The 16,723-nt window shown below is 60.8% G+C and carries 21 protein-coding genes; 1 reads left to right on the top strand and 20 read right to left on the bottom strand.

All coding sequences use genetic code 11. The features are described from left to right. The first annotated feature begins 130 nt into the window (after window positions 1-130). A complete protein-coding gene (locus ACF8R4_RS08290) occupies window positions 131-733 on the top strand; it encodes a hypothetical protein (protein ID WP_392492162.1) in 603 nt (200 codons plus the stop codon). Window positions 734-907: 174 nt separating this feature from the next. Here ACF8R4_RS08290 and ACF8R4_RS08285 read toward each other — a convergent pair whose 3' ends face one another. The 20 genes from ACF8R4_RS08285 to ACF8R4_RS08190 form a co-directional block, all read right to left on the bottom strand. Further along, window positions 908-1,201 carry a hypothetical protein gene (locus tag ACF8R4_RS08285; RefSeq protein WP_392492160.1) on the bottom strand — a complete coding sequence of 98 codons (294 nt, stop codon included), beginning with the start codon at window positions 1,199-1,201 and terminating at the stop codon, window positions 908-910. After that, entirely contained in the window at window positions 1,198-1,491 is a 294-nt protein-coding gene (locus ACF8R4_RS08280; RefSeq protein WP_392492158.1) for a hypothetical protein, read from the bottom strand. The genes ACF8R4_RS08285 and ACF8R4_RS08280 overlap by 4 nt, the downstream gene beginning before the upstream one ends. 125 nt (window positions 1,492-1,616) lie before the next feature. Continuing rightward, window positions 1,617-2,411, bottom strand: a complete 795-nt coding sequence (locus ACF8R4_RS08275) for a DNA adenine methylase (RefSeq protein ID WP_392492156.1) — start codon at window positions 2,409-2,411, stop codon at window positions 1,617-1,619. A gap of 164 nt (window positions 2,412-2,575) precedes the next feature. Beyond that, window positions 2,576-3,118: a DUF2514 domain-containing protein gene (locus tag ACF8R4_RS08270; protein ID WP_392492155.1), complete on the bottom strand. Its 543-nt coding sequence runs from the start codon at window positions 3,116-3,118 to the stop codon at window positions 2,576-2,578. Then, window positions 3,103-3,420, bottom strand: a complete 318-nt coding sequence (locus ACF8R4_RS08265; protein ID WP_392492153.1) for a DUF6527 family protein — start codon at window positions 3,418-3,420, stop codon at window positions 3,103-3,105. The genes ACF8R4_RS08270 and ACF8R4_RS08265 overlap by 16 nt, the downstream gene beginning before the upstream one ends. Then, complete coding sequence (locus tag ACF8R4_RS08260) at window positions 3,417-3,905, bottom strand: glycoside hydrolase (RefSeq protein WP_392492151.1); 489 nt, start codon at window positions 3,903-3,905, stop codon at window positions 3,417-3,419. The genes ACF8R4_RS08265 and ACF8R4_RS08260 overlap by 4 nt, the downstream gene beginning before the upstream one ends. 59 nt (window positions 3,906-3,964) lie before the next feature. Beyond that, a complete protein-coding gene (locus tag ACF8R4_RS08255) occupies window positions 3,965-5,665 on the bottom strand; it encodes a GDSL-type esterase/lipase family protein (RefSeq protein ID WP_392492150.1) in 1,701 nt (566 codons plus the stop codon). 72 nt (window positions 5,666-5,737) lie between these two features. Further along, window positions 5,738-6,241 (bottom strand): tail fiber assembly protein, encoded by a 504-nt coding sequence (locus tag ACF8R4_RS08250; RefSeq protein ID WP_392492148.1) that lies wholly within the window; start codon window positions 6,239-6,241, stop codon window positions 5,738-5,740. Further along, complete coding sequence (locus tag ACF8R4_RS08245) at window positions 6,241-7,128, bottom strand: hypothetical protein (protein WP_392492146.1); 888 nt, start codon at window positions 7,126-7,128, stop codon at window positions 6,241-6,243. The genes ACF8R4_RS08250 and ACF8R4_RS08245 overlap by 1 nt, the downstream gene beginning before the upstream one ends. Window positions 7,129-7,130: 2 nt before the next feature. Continuing rightward, the gene (locus tag ACF8R4_RS08240; protein WP_392492145.1) at window positions 7,131-7,769 is read right to left on the bottom strand and encodes a YmfQ family protein; all 639 of its coding nucleotides are present in this window, start codon (window positions 7,767-7,769) and stop codon (window positions 7,131-7,133) included. Further along, window positions 7,760-8,803 carry a baseplate J/gp47 family protein gene (locus ACF8R4_RS08235; protein WP_392492143.1) on the bottom strand — a complete coding sequence of 348 codons (1,044 nt, stop codon included), beginning with the start codon at window positions 8,801-8,803 and terminating at the stop codon, window positions 7,760-7,762. Before ACF8R4_RS08235 ends, ACF8R4_RS08240 begins: the two co-directional genes overlap by 10 nt. Beyond that, window positions 8,793-9,179, bottom strand: a complete 387-nt coding sequence (locus ACF8R4_RS08230) for a phage GP46 family protein (RefSeq protein WP_392492141.1) — start codon at window positions 9,177-9,179, stop codon at window positions 8,793-8,795. The genes ACF8R4_RS08235 and ACF8R4_RS08230 overlap by 11 nt, the downstream gene beginning before the upstream one ends. After that, complete coding sequence (locus ACF8R4_RS08225; protein WP_392492288.1) at window positions 9,176-9,676, bottom strand: phage baseplate assembly protein V; 501 nt, start codon at window positions 9,674-9,676, stop codon at window positions 9,176-9,178. The genes ACF8R4_RS08230 and ACF8R4_RS08225 overlap by 4 nt, the downstream gene beginning before the upstream one ends. An 8-nt stretch (window positions 9,677-9,684) precedes the next feature. Beyond that, window positions 9,685-10,794, bottom strand: coding sequence for a phage baseplate assembly protein (locus ACF8R4_RS08220; protein ID WP_392492139.1), 1,110 nt, complete (start codon window positions 10,792-10,794; stop codon window positions 9,685-9,687). A 3-nt stretch (window positions 10,795-10,797) separates the two neighbouring features. Then, window positions 10,798-12,057 (bottom strand): DNA circularization protein, encoded by a 1,260-nt coding sequence (locus tag ACF8R4_RS08215; RefSeq protein WP_392492137.1) that lies wholly within the window; start codon window positions 12,055-12,057, stop codon window positions 10,798-10,800. After that, on the bottom strand, window positions 12,050-14,212 hold the full coding sequence (locus tag ACF8R4_RS08210) for a phage tail tape measure protein (protein WP_392492135.1): 2,163 nt from the start codon (window positions 14,210-14,212) through the stop codon (window positions 12,050-12,052). The genes ACF8R4_RS08215 and ACF8R4_RS08210 overlap by 8 nt, the downstream gene beginning before the upstream one ends. A 129-nt stretch (window positions 14,213-14,341) precedes the next feature. After that, on the bottom strand, window positions 14,342-14,638 hold the full coding sequence (locus ACF8R4_RS08205; RefSeq protein ID WP_392492133.1) for a phage tail assembly protein: 297 nt from the start codon (window positions 14,636-14,638) through the stop codon (window positions 14,342-14,344). Beyond that, complete coding sequence (locus ACF8R4_RS08200) at window positions 14,635-14,988, bottom strand: phage tail tube protein (protein ID WP_392492131.1); 354 nt, start codon at window positions 14,986-14,988, stop codon at window positions 14,635-14,637. Before ACF8R4_RS08200 ends, ACF8R4_RS08205 begins: the two co-directional genes overlap by 4 nt. A gap of 54 nt (window positions 14,989-15,042) precedes the next feature. Then, window positions 15,043-16,527, bottom strand: coding sequence for a phage tail sheath subtilisin-like domain-containing protein (locus tag ACF8R4_RS08195; RefSeq protein WP_392492129.1), 1,485 nt, complete (start codon window positions 16,525-16,527; stop codon window positions 15,043-15,045). Next, the gene (locus tag ACF8R4_RS08190) at window positions 16,527-16,721 is read right to left on the bottom strand and encodes a DUF2635 domain-containing protein (RefSeq protein ID WP_392492127.1); all 195 of its coding nucleotides are present in this window, start codon (window positions 16,719-16,721) and stop codon (window positions 16,527-16,529) included. The genes ACF8R4_RS08195 and ACF8R4_RS08190 overlap by 1 nt, the downstream gene beginning before the upstream one ends. Window positions 16,722-16,723 lie beyond the last annotated feature (2 nt).

Genomic DNA, 16,723 nt, shown 5'->3' with positions numbered 1-16,723 from the left:
TTAGTGGAAATTCGTACCGCGCTCTCGGGGTGACGGCTCAGGGCAAGCTACCATGCGGCAAGAGCGCTTGACTAATGTATCGAGTTTCGACCAGTTGCTGATTAATAATTGAAACTGAAAGAAGTAGGCCATGAACAAAATGTATCAAATTTCACAGAGTCTCGCCGATTCAATTTATTCCTGGTCAAATTTCATTCTCGTAGTTGGGGCATTGCTAGCACTAACAGGCACCATAGGCACAGTCTGGAGCGGCGGCATAAGAGAACGCTATTCAGACGAGCGAATTGCAGTCAACGAAGCAGAAACAGCAAGAGCCAAGGAAGAAACTCAAAAGGCTATCCTAGAGCAACAAAGGCTTAAATCCGACATGGCTTGGCGAACAATCACCTACAGCCAGCTAACAGCACTTGCCAAAGCGTTAGATGGCAGAAAGTTCGATGTTTGGCTTTCGTCTGTTGGCGATGATGCTGAATCGACCTCATACAGAGGACACATCGAACAAGCGTTAAAGGCGTTAAACTTCAAAATAAGCTACTTTAGCGGGTACGCAAGAGCGACCGGGCTAGGAATACTGGGAGGCAGCAAGGAGGACAGAGAATTCCTTGCCCAGGCGTTTGAACAAGCAAATATTAAAGTTTATGCCGTTGAAGAAAATAGTAATTTCCAAAACTCATTGGAGATCTTGGTAGGATCTAAGCCTCCACCGGAGTTCCAGTTGAGAAGCCTAGAATGAAGCTCGATAGAGGACAGAGTGCATCGCCCTGTAATGCAGCAGTAGCGTGAGAATCGATCCTCAGGCCGCGCCGCTAGCGGCCTGCGGATCGCAACTGTCTAATACGGTTCGGCCAGGTTACCCGACATTTGCCCAGCAAAACCGAGTTTCATAAGCTCAGTTTTAGACAGCGCTCTACCCCCTTCCCGGCGTCCCGCCGACAGCGATCCTTCCTGGCTCGCGCTCAACCCAACCCTCATACTCAAAAAGGCCCAAATGCCAAGCGTCTTCGTGCTCGAGAAGCGCCCACGCCCGTGCAGATTCCGCCAGCTCCAGCATATCGACCAGGTTATCGTCCCCAACCTCTCGGCGACGATGGGCGGCATAGGCCATCTCATCGAGCACGGCAGCGCGCCCATCGGGATCTGTAACCAAGGCAAATCGGTCGTTCAACTCATCCATCCATGCTTGAGGTATCCCGGTCATCATTCTGCCCTACACCACCAAGACTGCGCATACAGCACACCGTCGACCTCTTCTATCCCGTTAATGTTGATGCCGAGCTGGGCCATGCCGTTGACCCTCGCGTCATGCAATCGGGGGATGATGTCGGGCCCTGGCGCGGGGCTGAACACCCAGGCCTGGGTCGATACCCGTCCCAGAGGCTCGCTGTGGTGGTCACCGATGTGGACATCTGCACGCAGGGGCCGAATTTTCCGAATGCTACTTGATGGTATGGCCACGCCTTTCTCGCGGCGACGAACGAGGAGGAAATACATGAGGCACCAATACTGTATAAAAAAACAGTATCGTATAGAGCGAATGGCCATGAGGCAATTGCCGATCAGCGGGCCGATTCAGCCGTACCCCTCTAAGCTACGGCTTGCTACGACAGCCCCTCCATTCAAAAAAGCTGGCCAAGTTCAGACGGCGCCCAGTTCATGATCACCAGTTCTCCGGTCACTTCGGCCTGACCATGCCGCTGGTTCGCAGTGGTGTACCGGATATCCAGCTGCTCGAAGTGGAACCCGTCAAAGGCGGCTCGAATGTCTGGATGATCGTTGATGCTGACCATCACCTTGCCTTTGCAAGTGCGCATGAATTCAGCCATCCGCTCATATTGTTCGAACGGGAAATCTACCCCGTAGCCTGCCGTCTGCCAGTAAGGCGGGTCCATGTAGAAGAAGGTGTGCGCTCGATCGTAGCGCTGGGCACAGTCCAGCCAAGACAGGTTCTCGACGTAGGTGCCGGCAAGCCGCTGCCAGGCGGCTGACAGATTCTCTTCGATGCGCAGCAGGTTGATGGCAGGTCCCGTGGTGGCGGTACCGAAGGTTTGCCCAGTAACCTTTCCGCCGAAGGCGTGCTGCTGCAGATAGAAGAACCGGGCCGCGCGCTGGATATCAGTCAATGTCTCCGGTCGAGCCATCTTTTGCCATTCGAAAATCTGCCTAGACGAAAGCGCCCATTTGAACTGCCGGACAAATTCCTCCAGGTGGTTCTGCACCACCCTGTACAGGTTGACCAGATCACCGTTGAGATCATTCAAGACCTCAACTGGGGCGGGTTGTGGGCGCATAAAGTAGAGGGCTGCGCCACCAGCGAAGACCTCGACGTAGCACTCATGGGCGGGGAAAAGCGGGATCAATCGGTCGGCCAGGCGGCGCTTGCCGCCCATCCAAGGAATGATTGGGGTAGTCATTTTGCAAACCTTTACTGTATGGATGAACAGGTGCTAGGCTCGCCGTGCTTTGTGCACAGAGCGGGAGCCTTGGCTGGGCTTGCAGGTATGGTCTGCGGGTTCAGCGGTCAGCAGGGATGTTGACGCATCCCCGGTGGCCGCTCTCTTTGCATGAAGCTTCGAATTTATTCCCGGGCGCTTATTGGCGCCCGCCTTGCGATCAGGGCGTCGTACTCACCTGCGCACTGCTCTCCAGCGATCTTGGCTCGGTCATAAGCCTGCGCCAGCTCTCGATTCGTAGCGACAGACCGGTCGAGCAGGTTGGAGAGCACCATGGCGGCGCGGGTGGCTGCCTGGCCTCTGGCGACAGAGGCAGTATCCGTGCCGGTACAACTGACGGCGGCAGCGAATTGGGTGGCGTCACTGCGCAGCCGCTGGCCAGCAACATTGGCGTCAGCAGCGCCAACATCAGCAATCGTTCTTTCTTCATACCCTTTTACTCTCGCCTCTTGCTGCGCGTTTGCGCTCCGATGCTCTTCCTGGCGCGCCGATCTCTCGCCAATAACCTCGGCCAGCCGATCCCCGCTGTCGCGTTGTGCAGATGCTTGGCCGGCCTCGGCACGCTCAACAGACCGGCCATGCTGATACGCACCCCAGTAGGATGCGAGCACCAGCAGCGCGGCTAGCAAGCGCAGCGGGATCGAGAATTTTGCTACCAGCTGTTCCATGCCGCCTCCCACTCTGGAAGGTCGACCGTCTGGCCAGCCAGGCTATGTGTGCAGTCACTGAGATACTGGATGTGACCGTCGGTCACGAAGGAGTGGCAGACGGCTTCTTTGTTGCCCATGCGGTACCGGGACAGCACGGACGGCGTGAAAGTTGGAGCATCAGCATTCTCGTTGTACCCCCAACGAGGCCCGAGGCCGGCGCCCACATTCAGGCTGTGTGGTAGGTTGCACCCAGTGCAGAAGAACCACAGCGAACCGTCATCCGCTTTCCCAAGGCACCGACCAATTGTCTTGATACTCATGCCAGCACCCCGCCAAGCTCTACCCATCGCTGCTGCAGCTTGTCCAAGCGGTGCGGGTTCTGGCTGTAGGAATTGCCGGGGAAGCTGGCCCAAATGTTCGAGCACTTGGAAATCGCCTCAGCGATGCGACCAGCCTTGATGTCATCCAGTGCACGGCACTCACGAATCTGCTGGATAGCGACACGGTCCTGATTCTCCGGCGTGAACCCACCCTGTAGCCGAAGGCTCACCCGGTACGCATCCCAGTAGCGCGCCAGCAACTGGTAGCGCCCGGCAGCCGTGCTGGTCACCGGCTTGCCGTTGATGGGGAATGTCAACTTGCGCCGCGGGTGATCCAGGTAGCCATTGAACAGACCTCTGCCATACAGCACGTTGTATCCGTCATCACTACCCCTGACGGTCGAGGTTCCTTCAGAAAAGGCGATCAGATCCAGAAAACAGAGCGCGTTGGCGCCTCCGGCCTGAATTTGGGTGAGTCTGGCCATGTTTTCTCCAGGCATTCAAAATGCCCGCACTGGGCGGGCAATGAGAGACAAGTGAGGTGTCAGGCAGCGCACTCGAAAGAGTCAATCCAGTTCCTGGCCATCAGCCCATAACCGAACGGGTCTGGGTGCAGGCCGTCGTTGGCGGTGGCCCGCGGGTTCAGGCGACACATGGCGGTGTAGTTGTCGATCATGTCCAGGCTGCGCGCCTTCGCGGCGCGGTAGATCACCCCTCGCACGTCCTGCATGGTGAAGCTGTACTTGAGCGGGGATTCATCCGACGATGGATTGGCAGCCATCAGGATCACGTCGGCGAGCGGCTGAATGGCTGCCACCAGCAGGTCGTAGTTGGCAACGAATTCATTCACACCTGGTGGCCGGTTGTTCGGGATGATCCGGTCATTGGTACCAAGCTGGCAGAACACATAGTTGTCATCAGCGCCCACGGCCACCCCGTCACCAAAGTTGTTGCCCGGCAGGTTGTAGAGCCTGTAGCTGACCGATGTCGCACCGTTGATACCCTGGTTCATGATGCGCACCTTCTTGTCGATCAGGATGGCTTCCGGCCGGAACGACAGGGTGTTGGGCACGCCAGCACGGCGCTTGGTCTTGAGTTCGATCTTTTTGTTACGCACATACGGGAAGGTGTGTAAGCGGCGTCGGTCATTGCCGTAGGTCAACCCATCCTCGCCCGCCGAGGTGGTGAACACGCCACGCGATACGCCATCTACGATCAGCTCATAATCCAGGCCTGCCTCCGGAGCCACACCAAATGACAGCGTGAACGCGGTACCAGTGAAGTTGAACGCCAAGATGTGACTACTGGTGCCTGCCTGGTTGCCGTCGGCCAAACTCATCTGGTAGCCCAACAGCGCCCCACTGGTTGCTGCCCGCGATACGCTGACTGACGGCCCGCTGGAGGTGGTGGTGAAGAAGCCATTCTGCGGGAACAGGATGTGCTGCCGGGTGTACTGAACAATGGATTCGCCACTAGGGCTTGCCGGCCAGTTCGATAGCTCTGGCGCTGCACCAAAGAAGTACTTTTCCCCGATGTAACGCTTAATGATGTTCACGTAAGACGACGTACCGAAGTAGTCGCGAGGGTCAGACAACGTGCCATCACGCGGATCAGTAGGCGCCTGCTCCCCAGTATTGCCGCTTCCCCAGGTGATCGAGTCACCGATGAAGACGATGCCGGTGAACTGCTCCAGCGGATTGGTCAACGAGGCCTTGAGCCTCGACAGCTGGCCACCGAACGCGTGGAAGCTGGGAGGCTTGGCGGCAAAGGTGTCATTCCACGATGCCGAGCGCTTGAAGCCGTTGACCTTGAAGAAGCCGTTTATATAGGCATTTCGAGTTGGGATCGTGCTCACCACGAAGGTGGCCCCTAGCAGGTCGACCACTCGGCATTTGTAGGCATTGTCGAAAGCCGTCACTGCAACGTCATCGTTCGTGACGCCATCGCCCTGGGCCAAGTACGGCGCCATCTTCGGGCTGATCAGCGCAGCCTCCAGGGTCAGCCCGTGCAAGCCGATCTCCTTAGTGCCTGCCGCGCTGGCCAGTTTGCCGGCCAAACCGGACGTCGCCTCCTGCGACATACGCGCCTGCTTGGCGATGCAGGGCACTGGGCCTGACTCAGTGGATACATCGGCCTGGTCGTTGCCATGGATGTATTGATGCTGCTTATCCGCAGCGGCGCTGGAACGTGCAGCCGCCTCCGACAGCTGGCCGGCAGAAGCCTCCAACGCTGAAATATCGGTCATTCACTTTTCTCCGGGCACAAAAAAACCTGCCGAAGCAGGTTCAAAAAGTTGGGTAGGTCGTATCGCTAGGGCTTACTCGTAGGCTGATTCGGTGCCACCGGCGCCCTGGGTGCTGGGTATCGCTGGCCAGTCGATGCTGGCCGGGTATCCGGCCTGCCCGGGCACACGCGACAGTCGCACCCGGTAGGCGCACCACGCGTCATACTCGGCCTGCTTGGCCGGCAGGGCGGCCGCTTCAGCCTCAGTGGCCATGCTCAAGCGCACGGCGTCCTGCAGCGTGGCCAGTGCCGGCTGCAGCGCGCCGATAGCGGCGGTCGCTTCGCCGGTAAGCCCTGCAAGCGTCAGCGCTGCGGTACGGGCCAACTCGGCGTCGGATGGCTCCAGCACCTCGCCAAATTCCAGGGCTACAGCACGGGCGAACAGGTCGCGGCCGTAAACTTCGCAGTCATCGGGCGAAGCGGTGAAAGGCATTTCACCCAAGGTTTCTGCGGTTTCCACAAAGGTCACCAACAGGTTCAGCGACGTGTGCCCGGCATCATTCCACCGAGGCTCACGGGCTTGGAGTACGGTCAGCATCAGGACACCCTCAGACATAACGTGGCCGAGTCGGGCTGATTCCCGTCCCGGTTGTACAGCGCGCCCATCACCTTCCAGGTGCCAGCCGGAACGCCCGCACTGGTGGATGCCGCACAGTTCGTGTAAAGGCAGTTACCGCCCGCGACCAAGGTGCCTGCGGGTACCGGACCGTAATCGCCCGAGGCGCTGCCGCCCACCAGCAACAGGGCATAAGTGCCGATCCCACCGACCTCAGCCGAGGCCTGCGCCACGATGGCTTTGGGCGTGGCATTCAGGTCGGTCCAGATAGGGTCGGTGATGCCGTAGCCGGCCAGCGTGGTGGCCTTGTTCGCCTTGCCCGCCAGCAGCGTGTCGACGGCTGTTTTGGTATAGGCATCGCCAATGCCATAGGAGCCTAGGGTGATGCCCCAGTTGGCCTTGCTGGACAGCAGCGAATCAATCTGCGGCTTGGTGTAGGCATCGGTGATGCCGTAGGCAGCCAAGGTGGTGCCCCAGTTGGCCTTAGCCTGCAGCAGGGTATCGGCCTGCGCCTTGGTGTAGGCGTCCCCGATCCCGTAGTCAGCCAGGGTGATGCCCCAGTTGGCCTTACGCGACAGGAAAAGATCCATCTCAGGCTTGGTGTAGGCGTCGGTGATGCCGTAGCCGGCCAGCGTAGTGGCCTTGGTAGCCAGGCCGGCGATCATCTGCCGGGCCGCTTTCAGCAGCTGCTCATTGTCATTGCCATTAAGCGACGGCAGATACGCCAGAATGAAGTTGGCCAGCTCGGCCTGAACGACGTTCAGCCACTCCGCCTTGATCGGCGTAGGGGGCTTACCGCCGACCGCGGAACCATAGCGAAACCACCCCTCGGGCGTGGTGTACGGTGTCCATTGGGAAATCAGTTGCATGGTTAACCCTCTCCCGAGATAGCGGCCGGGATCACGTAATGGACCGCGTTAAACAGCTGGTCCACCTTGTTGAAAATGTCGGTCACGACCTCATGGCCAAAGCCCAGCACCACGTCGGTGTACTCCGGGGCATCGCGCTGCAACCGACAGTCCAGGGCGGCCGCAGCATCAGTGCCATAGGCGCCTGCCGGGGCCGCTGCAATCCAGCTCCACGGCCAGCCGTCGCCATACAGGAAATCACCCGTATCGGTCGCGCCGACGCGGGCCGGGCGGAATTCCTGAATGTCGATGGTGATGCCCAGCTGGGCGGCCACCTTGCGGTAGTAGGCCAACTGCGGCGCACCGCTTGCGGTCAGCTTCTCGATCACCGCCAACCGGCGCTGGGCCAGCGTCTGCGAACCCGGCACCGTGCAGGTGTCGGGCAAGCCCAGATAGTCTTCCCAGTCGGGCAGCAACGCCGTGACCGTCGCCGGGTTCATTTCCAGCTGCAGGCCGTCCAGTGCCAAATCCACGCGGGCCAGCTCGGGGGCCAAGCTGGCCAGCAGCTGCGCCCAATCCGGTTGCAACTCAGGATCAAAGGCCGGACCGGGCGGCAGCAGACCGTGCAGCAGCTCGCGGTAGTCGTCTTCTGTCATAGCCATGTGATAACCCCCAGCGTGGCCACCTGGTTGTCTGCCACGGGAACGTCAGCGCCTGGCAGCTCTAACGTGTGGTCGGTTTCACCCGGCGAACCGCTGATCGTCTCGCCAATATGGCTTAGCAGGATCACCGACCCCGATCCGCCGTTGGCATTGATCAGGCCGGCCAAGTTCTTGGCCACCGCCGCACGGGTCGCCGTGGTGTCGGGGACCAGCTTGATACGGAAGTTGACTGGCAGGCGCTGCGCCGCGAACACATAGATTTCGCTGGTAACTGGCCGCTTCGACTCCAGATAGGCCTGCACCTCGGCCACCTTCGCAGCGTTCGGGAAGATATCGACGTTACCGTCACACACGAAGGTCAGCCCGAAGGTGCCCGCACCCATCCAGCGCGGCAGCGCCCATGCGCGGGTTACGCCCGGAACCTCCAGCGCCCATTCCACGAAGTCGGCCCCGTTGCCAACCTTGCTCGGGTTTTTGAAGGCCGCCTGCACCCGGCCGCGCAGGGACTCGATGCTTTCTTTCTCAGCGCCGCCGGTGATGCCATCGGCGCCAATGGTCGCCGTTGGGTTAACACCCAGCACCGGCGTGACGGCAGTCAGGGTGCCGGCATCGATGTTGCCTGCAAGGCCGGCCTTCTCGGCGGCCACTGGAACCTGCGCCTTTCCGGCAACCAGGGTGACCGCAGCAGTTACCACATACCGGCGGCCATCGTCGGATTGATAAACCACCCCAGCGTCCACCACCTTGCCGGTGGACCCGGTGACGGGCACATAACCCGTCGCCGCCACCGCTTGCTTTTGCCCTTCCTCAAGGCGCCAATCCGCCCACAGCAGCAGCATTTCTTCATCGCAGGTCGCCGGGTGTGCCTGCATGGCCATCCAGCTCTGGTAGCCGAACAACTGGTAGGCGGCACCACTGAGCGCTCGGGCGGCCACCTTGGCATCGGAACGCCGCAGGGCAGACGGCGCGTTACGCTCAAAGTCGGCCTCAGTGCGGGTAACCAGCGCGGGCAGCGTCGGAATGTCATACGGCATTGATCAGGCTCCACGTATCTTCAAAGGCAAGCTGCACGCTTTCGCCGTTCAACTCGGTCAGAAGCACCACCAGGTTCATGCGGTTTATGTCTTGGCGCGTCACCGTTACCGTAACGGCCGACACCACCCCGTCTTCGGTCATCCAGCGCAGGGCCTCTTCGGCGTACTCCTTGGCATCGCGCAGGGTGTCTTGGGTGATGGTTCGGCGCTGTAGCAGATACAGCCGCGAACCGATCTGGTCGGCGGCTACCGTGGGCACACAGTCCGCCCACCAGCCCTTGCGGTCGTCATCGTCCAGCGGGTCGTCAGGGCCTGCACGGCGCCAGGTAAAAAGGCTGATGGTCACGGCCCGGCGCAGCAGGTCTTCACGGGTCATACGCCCTCCCCGACCGGCTTGCCGGATTTGCCAAGCCCAGGCATCACTTCGTCGTGCAGGTGCTCAATCTGGCTGACACCACCCGCAACCTGATCGCCGGCGGACTCGATCCGGCCGGTGGTGCGAATCACCGGTGTGTCGAACTCCACCTCCGTGTCGGCACTGATCTTGAGGGTGCCCGTTTTGACCTCGATCACGCGGCCGCGCTTGAGGTGCACCACATCACCTTCGTCGGTGTACAGGGCGACTTCGCCCGGCTCCAGAGCCTTCAGGCGATAGCGCCGGTCCGACACCATCAGCACCACACCGTGGCTACGGTCCCCGATAAAGGCGGCCAGCGCCTCGGCCCCCTCCAAGGGGCATGACGTGAGGCCGTAGGTTTCAAAGTGTTCCATGTCGTCTTTGGCCTCACCGGCCGTGATGCGCAGCTGCAGGCTTTGCAGCTTGCGCGCCGAGTTGGCGAGCACGACCACGCCACGGGCCAGAAAGCCCGCCATTGCCTGTCTCATGGCTTGTAGTCCGCTGGAATGAGGTATTCGAAGTTGTCGGTCTTTTTGCCTTTCTTGAGCTTGCGGCTCTCGTAGGCGTCGTTCGGCTCGGGCAGGAAGCCGTCAGGCGGGGCGACGGTCATTCGGGTAAACGTGCCCTCTTCGCCCAGCTCGTAACTGATTTCACTGATCAGCATGTCGCGGTCCAGGCCAATCAGCGGATCGACCACCCGAGCAATCATGTTGTGCCGCCACAGCTGCCCGTTGCTTTGCCGCCAGCCCTGCACGGTGTAGCTGACCTTCATGGCCTTGCTGATGGCGTTGGCCCGCTCCCACAGCACACGGTCATTGGCCAGCTTGGCGGTCATCTGGCCTGACTGGTGGATCACCTTCACTCGGCGCCGGGTCATCCGCTCATCGGCCAGCTTGGCTTCCACCTCCGAAGCCGCCACACCGAACGAATCATCGGTACCGCTACGCTGACCGCGCGTGATGTACTCCGAAAACACGTTGGAGAAATCCAGCGCGGTGTCACCCTGCAGCAGGTTCTTGCCCAGCTCCAGCGTATCGACCGCCCGGCCGGCAGCGCCTGGACTGGCAATCACCAAGCGGCCAAGGCCATCGTCAGTGCTGAACAAGCGAGACAGTGTTAGCAGCCGGTCGATGCTTTCAAACACCGTTTCGCCGGGCTCGATGGTGTGATCATCCAGGCCAAGCGAAACAGCGGATTCGTTCACCACCCTGACCTTGTATTCACCCGCCAAGGCTTCGACGATCTTTTGCACGTTCTGCCCACGCCACTGGCCCGGCGAGTTGATGGCCGCGCAGTCCACCAGGTCGGCTGTCTTAGAACGGCCGGCAATGCTCAGGGTGATCGACTGGCCGTCATAGCGAATCGGCGTGCTGAACACATACCCGGTCAACAGCAGGTCTTGGCCAATGCGCACTTCGACCGCTTCGCCCTGACGGATTTGCACCGGCACCTCGCCGCCACCCGGCCACTTCCAGGTGATCGACAAAGTGAAGTCACGCGCCTGTCGCTCAAGGCCGGCACTGATGCTGACGTCTTTCCAGCCGCCGTAGTCGTGCCCGCCAGCGCTCAGGGTGACGGTATTATCTGGCTCCATGGCTTAACCCTTGGCGACTTGAAGTTCGGTTGCCGGCAAAAAGCCGGGATGGCGAACGGCATTGCGCGCGACGATTTCGGCCCCCCTCCAGGCATCGCCATACAGGTGGTGGGCCAACACCAGCGACGAAACGGTGACACGCGGCTTGTACGGCCTAAGCCATACGCCGCTGCGTGCCACTTCGGTCAAGTGCCGATCCAAGGCCAAACGAGCGTCACTGAGCGTGCCAAAGTGCTCTGGCGGGCTTTCCCCTGCCACAACCCACATCGCCTCACTGATGGCGTCCCTTGCGGCCAGAATGTCGTCAGCCACCGGAATCTCCGAACCGACTACGCTGCCCGCTTCGACCGTCGATCCTTGCTGCTCCAGCTGCACACTGAGCGCCGCCGGCTGATCTATGGTCTGCACGCTTGCCACCGGCACTTCGCCCATATCCAGCAACAGGTCCACCAGCGCGGCGTCCTGCACCAGACCAATGACGGCCGACTGGATAACCGCGATGTCGGGATCGTCGGTCGCCGGACGCTCGGCAAACAGCGCCGCGATGGCCTGCGCCTTGCTCTTAGACGACTGCAGCGAGCCGCTGGAACCGTACCCGCTGAACCAGCGTTCAATGCTTGCCAGATCACTCAGCAAGCTGGCCGCCAAGGCATCGGGCGCATTGATCACGGCTTGCACCAGGGCGCCCAAGCTGGAAAACAGCGTGGTCAGCGGTTTCAGGAAGTTGATGGCGAAGGCATACGCGCTGGAAATGGCACGGCGCACCTTATCCACCTGCTGCCGCGCCCAGTCCACTTTGGCCATGGCGGCATCAAAGCGAGCCTTGATCGACTCCAGCAGCGTCGGGACATGGGCCACCAACTGCCTACGGGTGTTCACGGTCTGCACTGGGAATTTCAACATGCCGTCAATGAACGTCAGGTTGAACCAGGCCACCCCCAGCTCCCGTCGGGAATGAGAAAGATCACACTCGCCCGCCGTGACGGTGACGCGGCCGAACCAAGGGTGTATCAGCTCCCCTGGCCCCGGCGTGTCCAGCGCGGCCAACAAGCGGTCACGCTGGGCCAGAAAGTCGCTGCCGGCGACGAAGGCTTCAAACCTGTACTCCCGCGTCTGCCGGCCCATGTCCTCGACCATGGGCTGGTCACGCTTGGGATATTCATGCAACTGGGTACGCCGGCCGACTGGCACACTGTCGCCGTCTACCAGGAACTTGACGCCCCGAAACGAAGCCTCACGCCGCAGGTCGCGCCACTCACTCATTGGTGCCTCCCATCGTTCTTCGGCCTACCTTCGGCGTTACGGTGAGGCCAGGCTGGTTCGTCTTCACCCCGTCAACCCGCAGCCCCGGCGGGGGATTGTCGAACCGCAACAGCACCTCGCCCTCCACTTGGGATTTCCCAGCAACTTGGGAAGACTGGCGGAGCAGCGCACCCGGCGCAGGCAGTTGACCGGGCGCGCGCAACAGCTCGGCAGTATCGACGCCGAATGTAATGTCACGCATGGCCTTGCGGTTGCCGGCCACCTGCACCGCATTGGCAGCCAGCAGCTCGCCGGTGCCACCGCCAACGCCCGCGTTTGAAGCCCTTTTTTCGTCGGCAATGCGTTGCACGCGTGCCGTGAGCCCAACCCCTTCACCACCAACTAGCTTGAAAATCGGCTCAAGGTACGGACTGATCCTGTCCCACAACCCTTTGAACCAGCCCACTATCGGCTCCCAGTTCTTGACAATCAGGCCAAGGGGCGACCAGTCGAACACCAGCTTCAGGAACTGCATGAAGGGCGCTGCAGCCAGCTGAATGCCATCCCAGAGCTTTGAAAAGAATGCGCTGACAGTGCCCCAGTTGTTGACGATCAGGCCCACGGGCGACCAATCAAAGATCAGTTTCATGAAGTCCACGAATGGTTTGGAGTAAGCCCTGATCACCTCCCACAGCGCCGAGAAGAACGAGCCGATATTTCCCCAGTTCTTGACGATCAAACCCAGCGGCGACCAGTAGAAGACACGCTTCATGAAGCTCATGAATGACTGGGTGTAGCTCGTGACCCGCTCCCACATCGTCGCGAAGAAAGGACCGATCTGATCCCAGTACGCCACGATCAACCCGGCAGCCGCTGCAACACCGACGGCAATCAGACCAATTGGCGTAGCGGCGAAGGCCGCGCCAAGCACCCGCGTAGCAACTGTCGCAGCAAAAACAGCTGCCCGAAGCGCCGTAAACGCTGCTCCAGCAATGACAATGCCGCGCACCAGGTGCGGGTTGTCACTGATCATTTGCGCCACTTGGCTGATCCAGGGGCGCAGGTTGTCCAACACCGAGTTGATGCCAGGCAGCAAGGCATTACCAATGGCGCGCCCTACGCTATCGACACCGTTGCGTAACAGTTGCAGGTTGTTGGCCGTGGTGGCCGCCCGCGAGGAGTACTCCTGCTCCATGGAGCCAGCGTACTTCTGCGCATCGCTGACCTTTTCAAGGTTGCCACGCAGCAGCTCTAGGTTCGTCAGCAATGGCGTGATAGCACCGATCGACTCGGTACCGAACAACTCCGCCAGTACCGCCGGCCGCTTTGCCGCGTCGACCTGGCCGATACGCTTGAGCAGGTCCAGCATGGTGCCCTGCGCGTCCTTCTGCATGTTCTCGGCCACGGTCTTGGAGTCCAGCCGCAGCGACTTGTAAGCTTGCGCCTGCGCCTTGGTGGCAGCCGTGCCCTTGGTCATGGCGAGCATGAAGTTCTTGATGCCGGTGGCTGCCACATCCTGCTTGACCCCCACCCCGGCCATCGTCGCACCGATAGCCGCGATCTGTGCCGAAGACAACCCCGCCACTTCACCCAGCGCACCCACCTCAGTCACGATGCCCGAGATCTGCTTGGTATTGGCCGGGCCGGTGTTGCCCAAGTAGTTGATCCGGTCAGCCAGACCGATTACCTCGGCCTGGCTCATGCGAAAGGCGGTACGCCACTTGGCCATCATGTCGCCAGATTCGTCGGCGGTCTGGTCAAAGGCGATGCCCATCTTTACAGCTGCCTCAGCAAAGCCCAGCAGCTCGTCGCGTGCTATACCCGATTGACCGCCGGCCGCGACGATCTTGGCGATGTCTGTCGCAGCCATCGGTAGTCGCTCCGACATCCGACCAATGTCATCGCCCATCTGCTTGAACTGGGTGGGCGTATCGAAGTCCACCACCTTGCGAACATCGGCCATCTGCGACTCGAAGTCGATCGCGGCACGTGCACCTGCGATGAACGGTGCCGCCATCGCCCCACCAGTAACGATGTCGCTCCAGCCGATCTTGCCCAGGCCGGTCTTTTCCAGATTCTTGCGGAAAGACGCAATGTTCTTGCGCACCCCCGCCAGCGTCGGGGAAAGCTTGTCGACACCGGTGATCAGCGCTTTAAGCTGAAATTTGTCAGCCATCCTCCCCCCTCAGCGTTTCCGCTATGCGCTGGCTGTGCGTGGTCGCTTCAAGAATCACATCCAGGGTTCGGCCCATGACCTGCTCAGGATCAGACTTCCAAAACCAAGCCAGGTCGTAGGCCGCCGCGATCAGGCCGTCAACGTCGCCGATGCCGGCGCCAAGAAAAAACCGGCTACCGTCCAGGCCGCGTTGTTGAGGTCGGACAGATCCAACTGGTTGACCGACGATGGAGGGATACCACCGCACACTGCGATGTACTTGGCCGCCACATCCATATCCAGGGTGACCGCTTCGTCCTTGTCCATTTTGTAGGGCAGCGCCTTGATGGTGCGCACTTCGACTACGGTCGGGCGACGAAGCTCGAGCACGGAGACTTCTTGGCCGTGCGCCTGGATCGGCGCCGACAGGGGTAATACTTCTTTCATTGCCACACTCCTTTGATGCCTTCCCAGCGCAGTTCGATGGTGCCGTCATCCGCTTTGGCGGCTGGTTCACCCACCAGGTACGCCCCCGACAGCACATACACGCGGCCGTTGGCGAACTCGGCGGTGACCGTCGCATCAGTGGCGACGGTCAGCTGAGCAAGCGGCAAGTCCGGGTCATCAACCACACTGACCGCCACGTACGGCGGCACGTCTTCTTCTTTGTAGTAACCGGGCGCACCAGCAATCGTCTCGCGCTTTTTGTCCATCAGCGGGGCTTCAACCCCGCCGGTTACCGTGAACTGGGCGCCGTCTGCCTTGACGTAGGCGGTACCCGCGACTTTCTTGCCCATGGGGCGTCTCCTACAAAAAAGCCCGCACAGCGGCGGGCTTCGGGGATGGTGTACTTAAACCTGATACTGCAGGCGGAACTGGTACTGCAGTGCGAACACCCGCAGCTGGTTCACCAGATCTGGCGGATACAACACGTTGACGCGGGTTGGATCGGTCAGCGAGCGCTCAACCACCAGGTACTGGGCGAAGGCATCAGCGTTTTCCACAATGCCCATCTGCTCAAGGATGAAGTAACCCGCGATCAGCTCGGCGCGGATCACCGCCGGGGTGACGATGGCCTGGCCAGCACCGAAGCGCGTTCCATCGTTGGCCAGCTTGTGCCGGCCGTACTTGCTGGTGATGCGGCTCTTCAGGAAACGGATGATGTAGGCCGACTGGTGCAGAGTTTCGCTATCCAGATACGAGTTGTCCGCCTGCCCGAAGTCGTTCTTCTGGTAGGTGGTCACCGCTCGCTCGATGCGCTGGGTGCCACTTGAACAGTACGCCGTGGCAATGCCATGGCTCAGAAGCATTTGACGCTCCAACAGCATGAAGCGTTCGCCTGCCGGCGCCGGGGTGATGTTGTTCATCTCGCCGGTTTGCGTCGGCCGCGCCGGGTCAGCCGAGATAAACACCGCCGTCCGCGCTGCGTACGCCGCCGCCTGGCGCCAAACCGGATCAGGGCATGCTTTCTCAAAGCCGTACACGTCGACATGTGCGTCATTACGTGTATCGCCCAAGGCCACCAGTTCACCCAGCGTGCCGCGCGAAGCCGTGTACACATGGCCATACAGCTGCCGCGACCAGCTCCAGCGGCCGGTGCTGTCGTTCATCAGAGCCTTCCAGGCATCCAACGAGGTAGCATCGGCCCATGGCCCGCACAGGAACTCAAACGGCTCGTCACCCAGCACCGCGATGGCGGCGGCCAAGTCAGGCGTACCCACCCCCCCAGCCATAGCCGTTACGGTAACGGTCAGGCCGTCAGGAGTGAATTCGCCGTTGACTCGGCCTTGCCGGTTCAGCTGCAGTTGAATGTCGTTTCCACTCAACCCCGACCAGCGACAAGTCAGGGTGACATCGCCGGTCGCGGCCGAAGCCGACACGGGAAGGCCCGCCGCGTTGACCGCCGCAGCCAGTGCTGTCGCGGCGGCTGCCGCAGTGGCGCCGCTGTTGATGGTGGCCCGCACACGCCGGCCCGCCACATATAAGTTGATTTGGCCGCCGGCAGTGGCAGTACCGGCGAAGGCTACTTTGCCGGACGCCTTCGTACCCGTGGATTTGACTGGCAGGCACCACACCTCCCCTGCAGGATCGATGCCGCGCCAGGTTTCGTACATCTCGGCCAGCATCGAACCAGCACCGCCGATGCTTTTGGCCAGGCTCAGGCTGGGGACCAGCGTCAGCTTGCGGATTTCCGGCGCGACGGCATCATCATTGACCTGGCCAACGATCAGGCGCGGCATTGCACTAGTGGCAGTGTTGGCCTGACTGTTATCGACCTCGGTATAGAACAGCGGCACCTTGAGGTCGCTGGGAATGCTATTGAAATTAACGGGCATTATTCAGCGCTCCCAGCGGCATCGACCTTGGCCTTAGCCTTAGCAGGTTTCTCTTTGGTCACGTCACCATCGTTCAGACGGCGTTGCCAGTAGATATCGAGCGTTACGGAGCGCCCTTCGGCCGGCACCGTATCGCCCATGGCCGGATCTGGCGCAACGCGACCTTCAACCGGATACACGGTGATTTGTGTCATGG

Origin of the sequence: Pseudomonas sp. FYR_2 (assembly GCF_043106425.1) — a bacterium.
Lineage (GTDB): Bacteria > Pseudomonadota > Gammaproteobacteria > Pseudomonadales > Pseudomonadaceae > Aquipseudomonas > Aquipseudomonas monteilii.
This window is presented reverse-complemented; position numbering and strand designations above follow the sequence as displayed.

What these genes read in the sequence shown, in the direction of transcription:
- ACF8R4_RS08260 (WP_392492151.1), bottom strand. Translation starts at nt 3,905, where the DNA reads ATGGCCAGACTCACCCAAATTCAGGCCGGAGGCGCCAACGCGCTCTGT.
- ACF8R4_RS08275 (WP_392492156.1), bottom strand. Translation starts at nt 2,411, where the DNA reads ATGACTACCCCAATCATTCCTTGGATGGGCGGCAAGCGCCGCCTGGCC.
- ACF8R4_RS08245 (WP_392492146.1), bottom strand. Translation starts at nt 7,128, where the DNA reads ATGCAACTGATTTCCCAATGGACACCGTACACCACGCCCGAGGGGTGG.
- ACF8R4_RS08255 (WP_392492150.1), bottom strand. Translation starts at nt 5,665, where the DNA reads ATGACCGATATTTCAGCGTTGGAGGCTTCTGCCGGCCAGCTGTCGGAG.
- ACF8R4_RS08205 (WP_392492133.1), bottom strand. Translation starts at nt 14,638, where the DNA reads ATGAAAGAAGTATTACCCCTGTCGGCGCCGATCCAGGCGCACGGCCAA.
- ACF8R4_RS08240 (WP_392492145.1), bottom strand. Translation starts at nt 7,769, where the DNA reads ATGGCTATGACAGAAGACGACTACCGCGAGCTGCTGCACGGTCTGCTG.
- ACF8R4_RS08280 (WP_392492158.1), bottom strand. Translation starts at nt 1,491, where the DNA reads ATGTATTTCCTCCTCGTTCGTCGCCGCGAGAAAGGCGTGGCCATACCA.
- ACF8R4_RS08225 (WP_392492288.1), bottom strand. Translation starts at nt 9,676, where the DNA reads ATGGCGGGCTTTCTGGCCCGTGGCGTGGTCGTGCTCGCCAACTCGGCG.
- ACF8R4_RS08230 (WP_392492141.1), bottom strand. Translation starts at nt 9,179, where the DNA reads ATGACCCGTGAAGACCTGCTGCGCCGGGCCGTGACCATCAGCCTTTTT.
- ACF8R4_RS08265 (WP_392492153.1), bottom strand. Translation starts at nt 3,420, where the DNA reads ATGAGTATCAAGACAATTGGTCGGTGCCTTGGGAAAGCGGATGACGGT.
- ACF8R4_RS08220 (WP_392492139.1), bottom strand. Translation starts at nt 10,794, where the DNA reads ATGGAGCCAGATAATACCGTCACCCTGAGCGCTGGCGGGCACGACTAC.
- ACF8R4_RS08250 (WP_392492148.1), bottom strand. Translation starts at nt 6,241, where the DNA reads ATGCTGACCGTACTCCAAGCCCGTGAGCCTCGGTGGAATGATGCCGGG.
- ACF8R4_RS08195 (WP_392492129.1), bottom strand. Translation starts at nt 16,527, where the DNA reads ATGCCCGTTAATTTCAATAGCATTCCCAGCGACCTCAAGGTGCCGCTG.
- ACF8R4_RS08270 (WP_392492155.1), bottom strand. Translation starts at nt 3,118, where the DNA reads ATGGAACAGCTGGTAGCAAAATTCTCGATCCCGCTGCGCTTGCTAGCC.
- ACF8R4_RS08200 (WP_392492131.1), bottom strand. Translation starts at nt 14,988, where the DNA reads ATGGGCAAGAAAGTCGCGGGTACCGCCTACGTCAAGGCAGACGGCGCC.
- ACF8R4_RS08285 (WP_392492160.1), bottom strand. Translation starts at nt 1,201, where the DNA reads ATGATGACCGGGATACCTCAAGCATGGATGGATGAGTTGAACGACCGA.
- ACF8R4_RS08215 (WP_392492137.1), bottom strand. Translation starts at nt 12,057, where the DNA reads ATGAGTGAGTGGCGCGACCTGCGGCGTGAGGCTTCGTTTCGGGGCGTC.
- ACF8R4_RS08190 (WP_392492127.1), bottom strand. Translation starts at nt 16,721, where the DNA reads ATGACACAAATCACCGTGTATCCGGTTGAAGGTCGCGTTGCGCCAGAT.
- ACF8R4_RS08210 (WP_392492135.1), bottom strand. Translation starts at nt 14,212, where the DNA reads ATGGCTGACAAATTTCAGCTTAAAGCGCTGATCACCGGTGTCGACAAG.
- ACF8R4_RS08235 (WP_392492143.1), bottom strand. Translation starts at nt 8,803, where the DNA reads ATGCCGTATGACATTCCGACGCTGCCCGCGCTGGTTACCCGCACTGAG.
- ACF8R4_RS08290 (WP_392492162.1), top strand. Translation starts at nt 131, where the DNA reads ATGAACAAAATGTATCAAATTTCACAGAGTCTCGCCGATTCAATTTAT.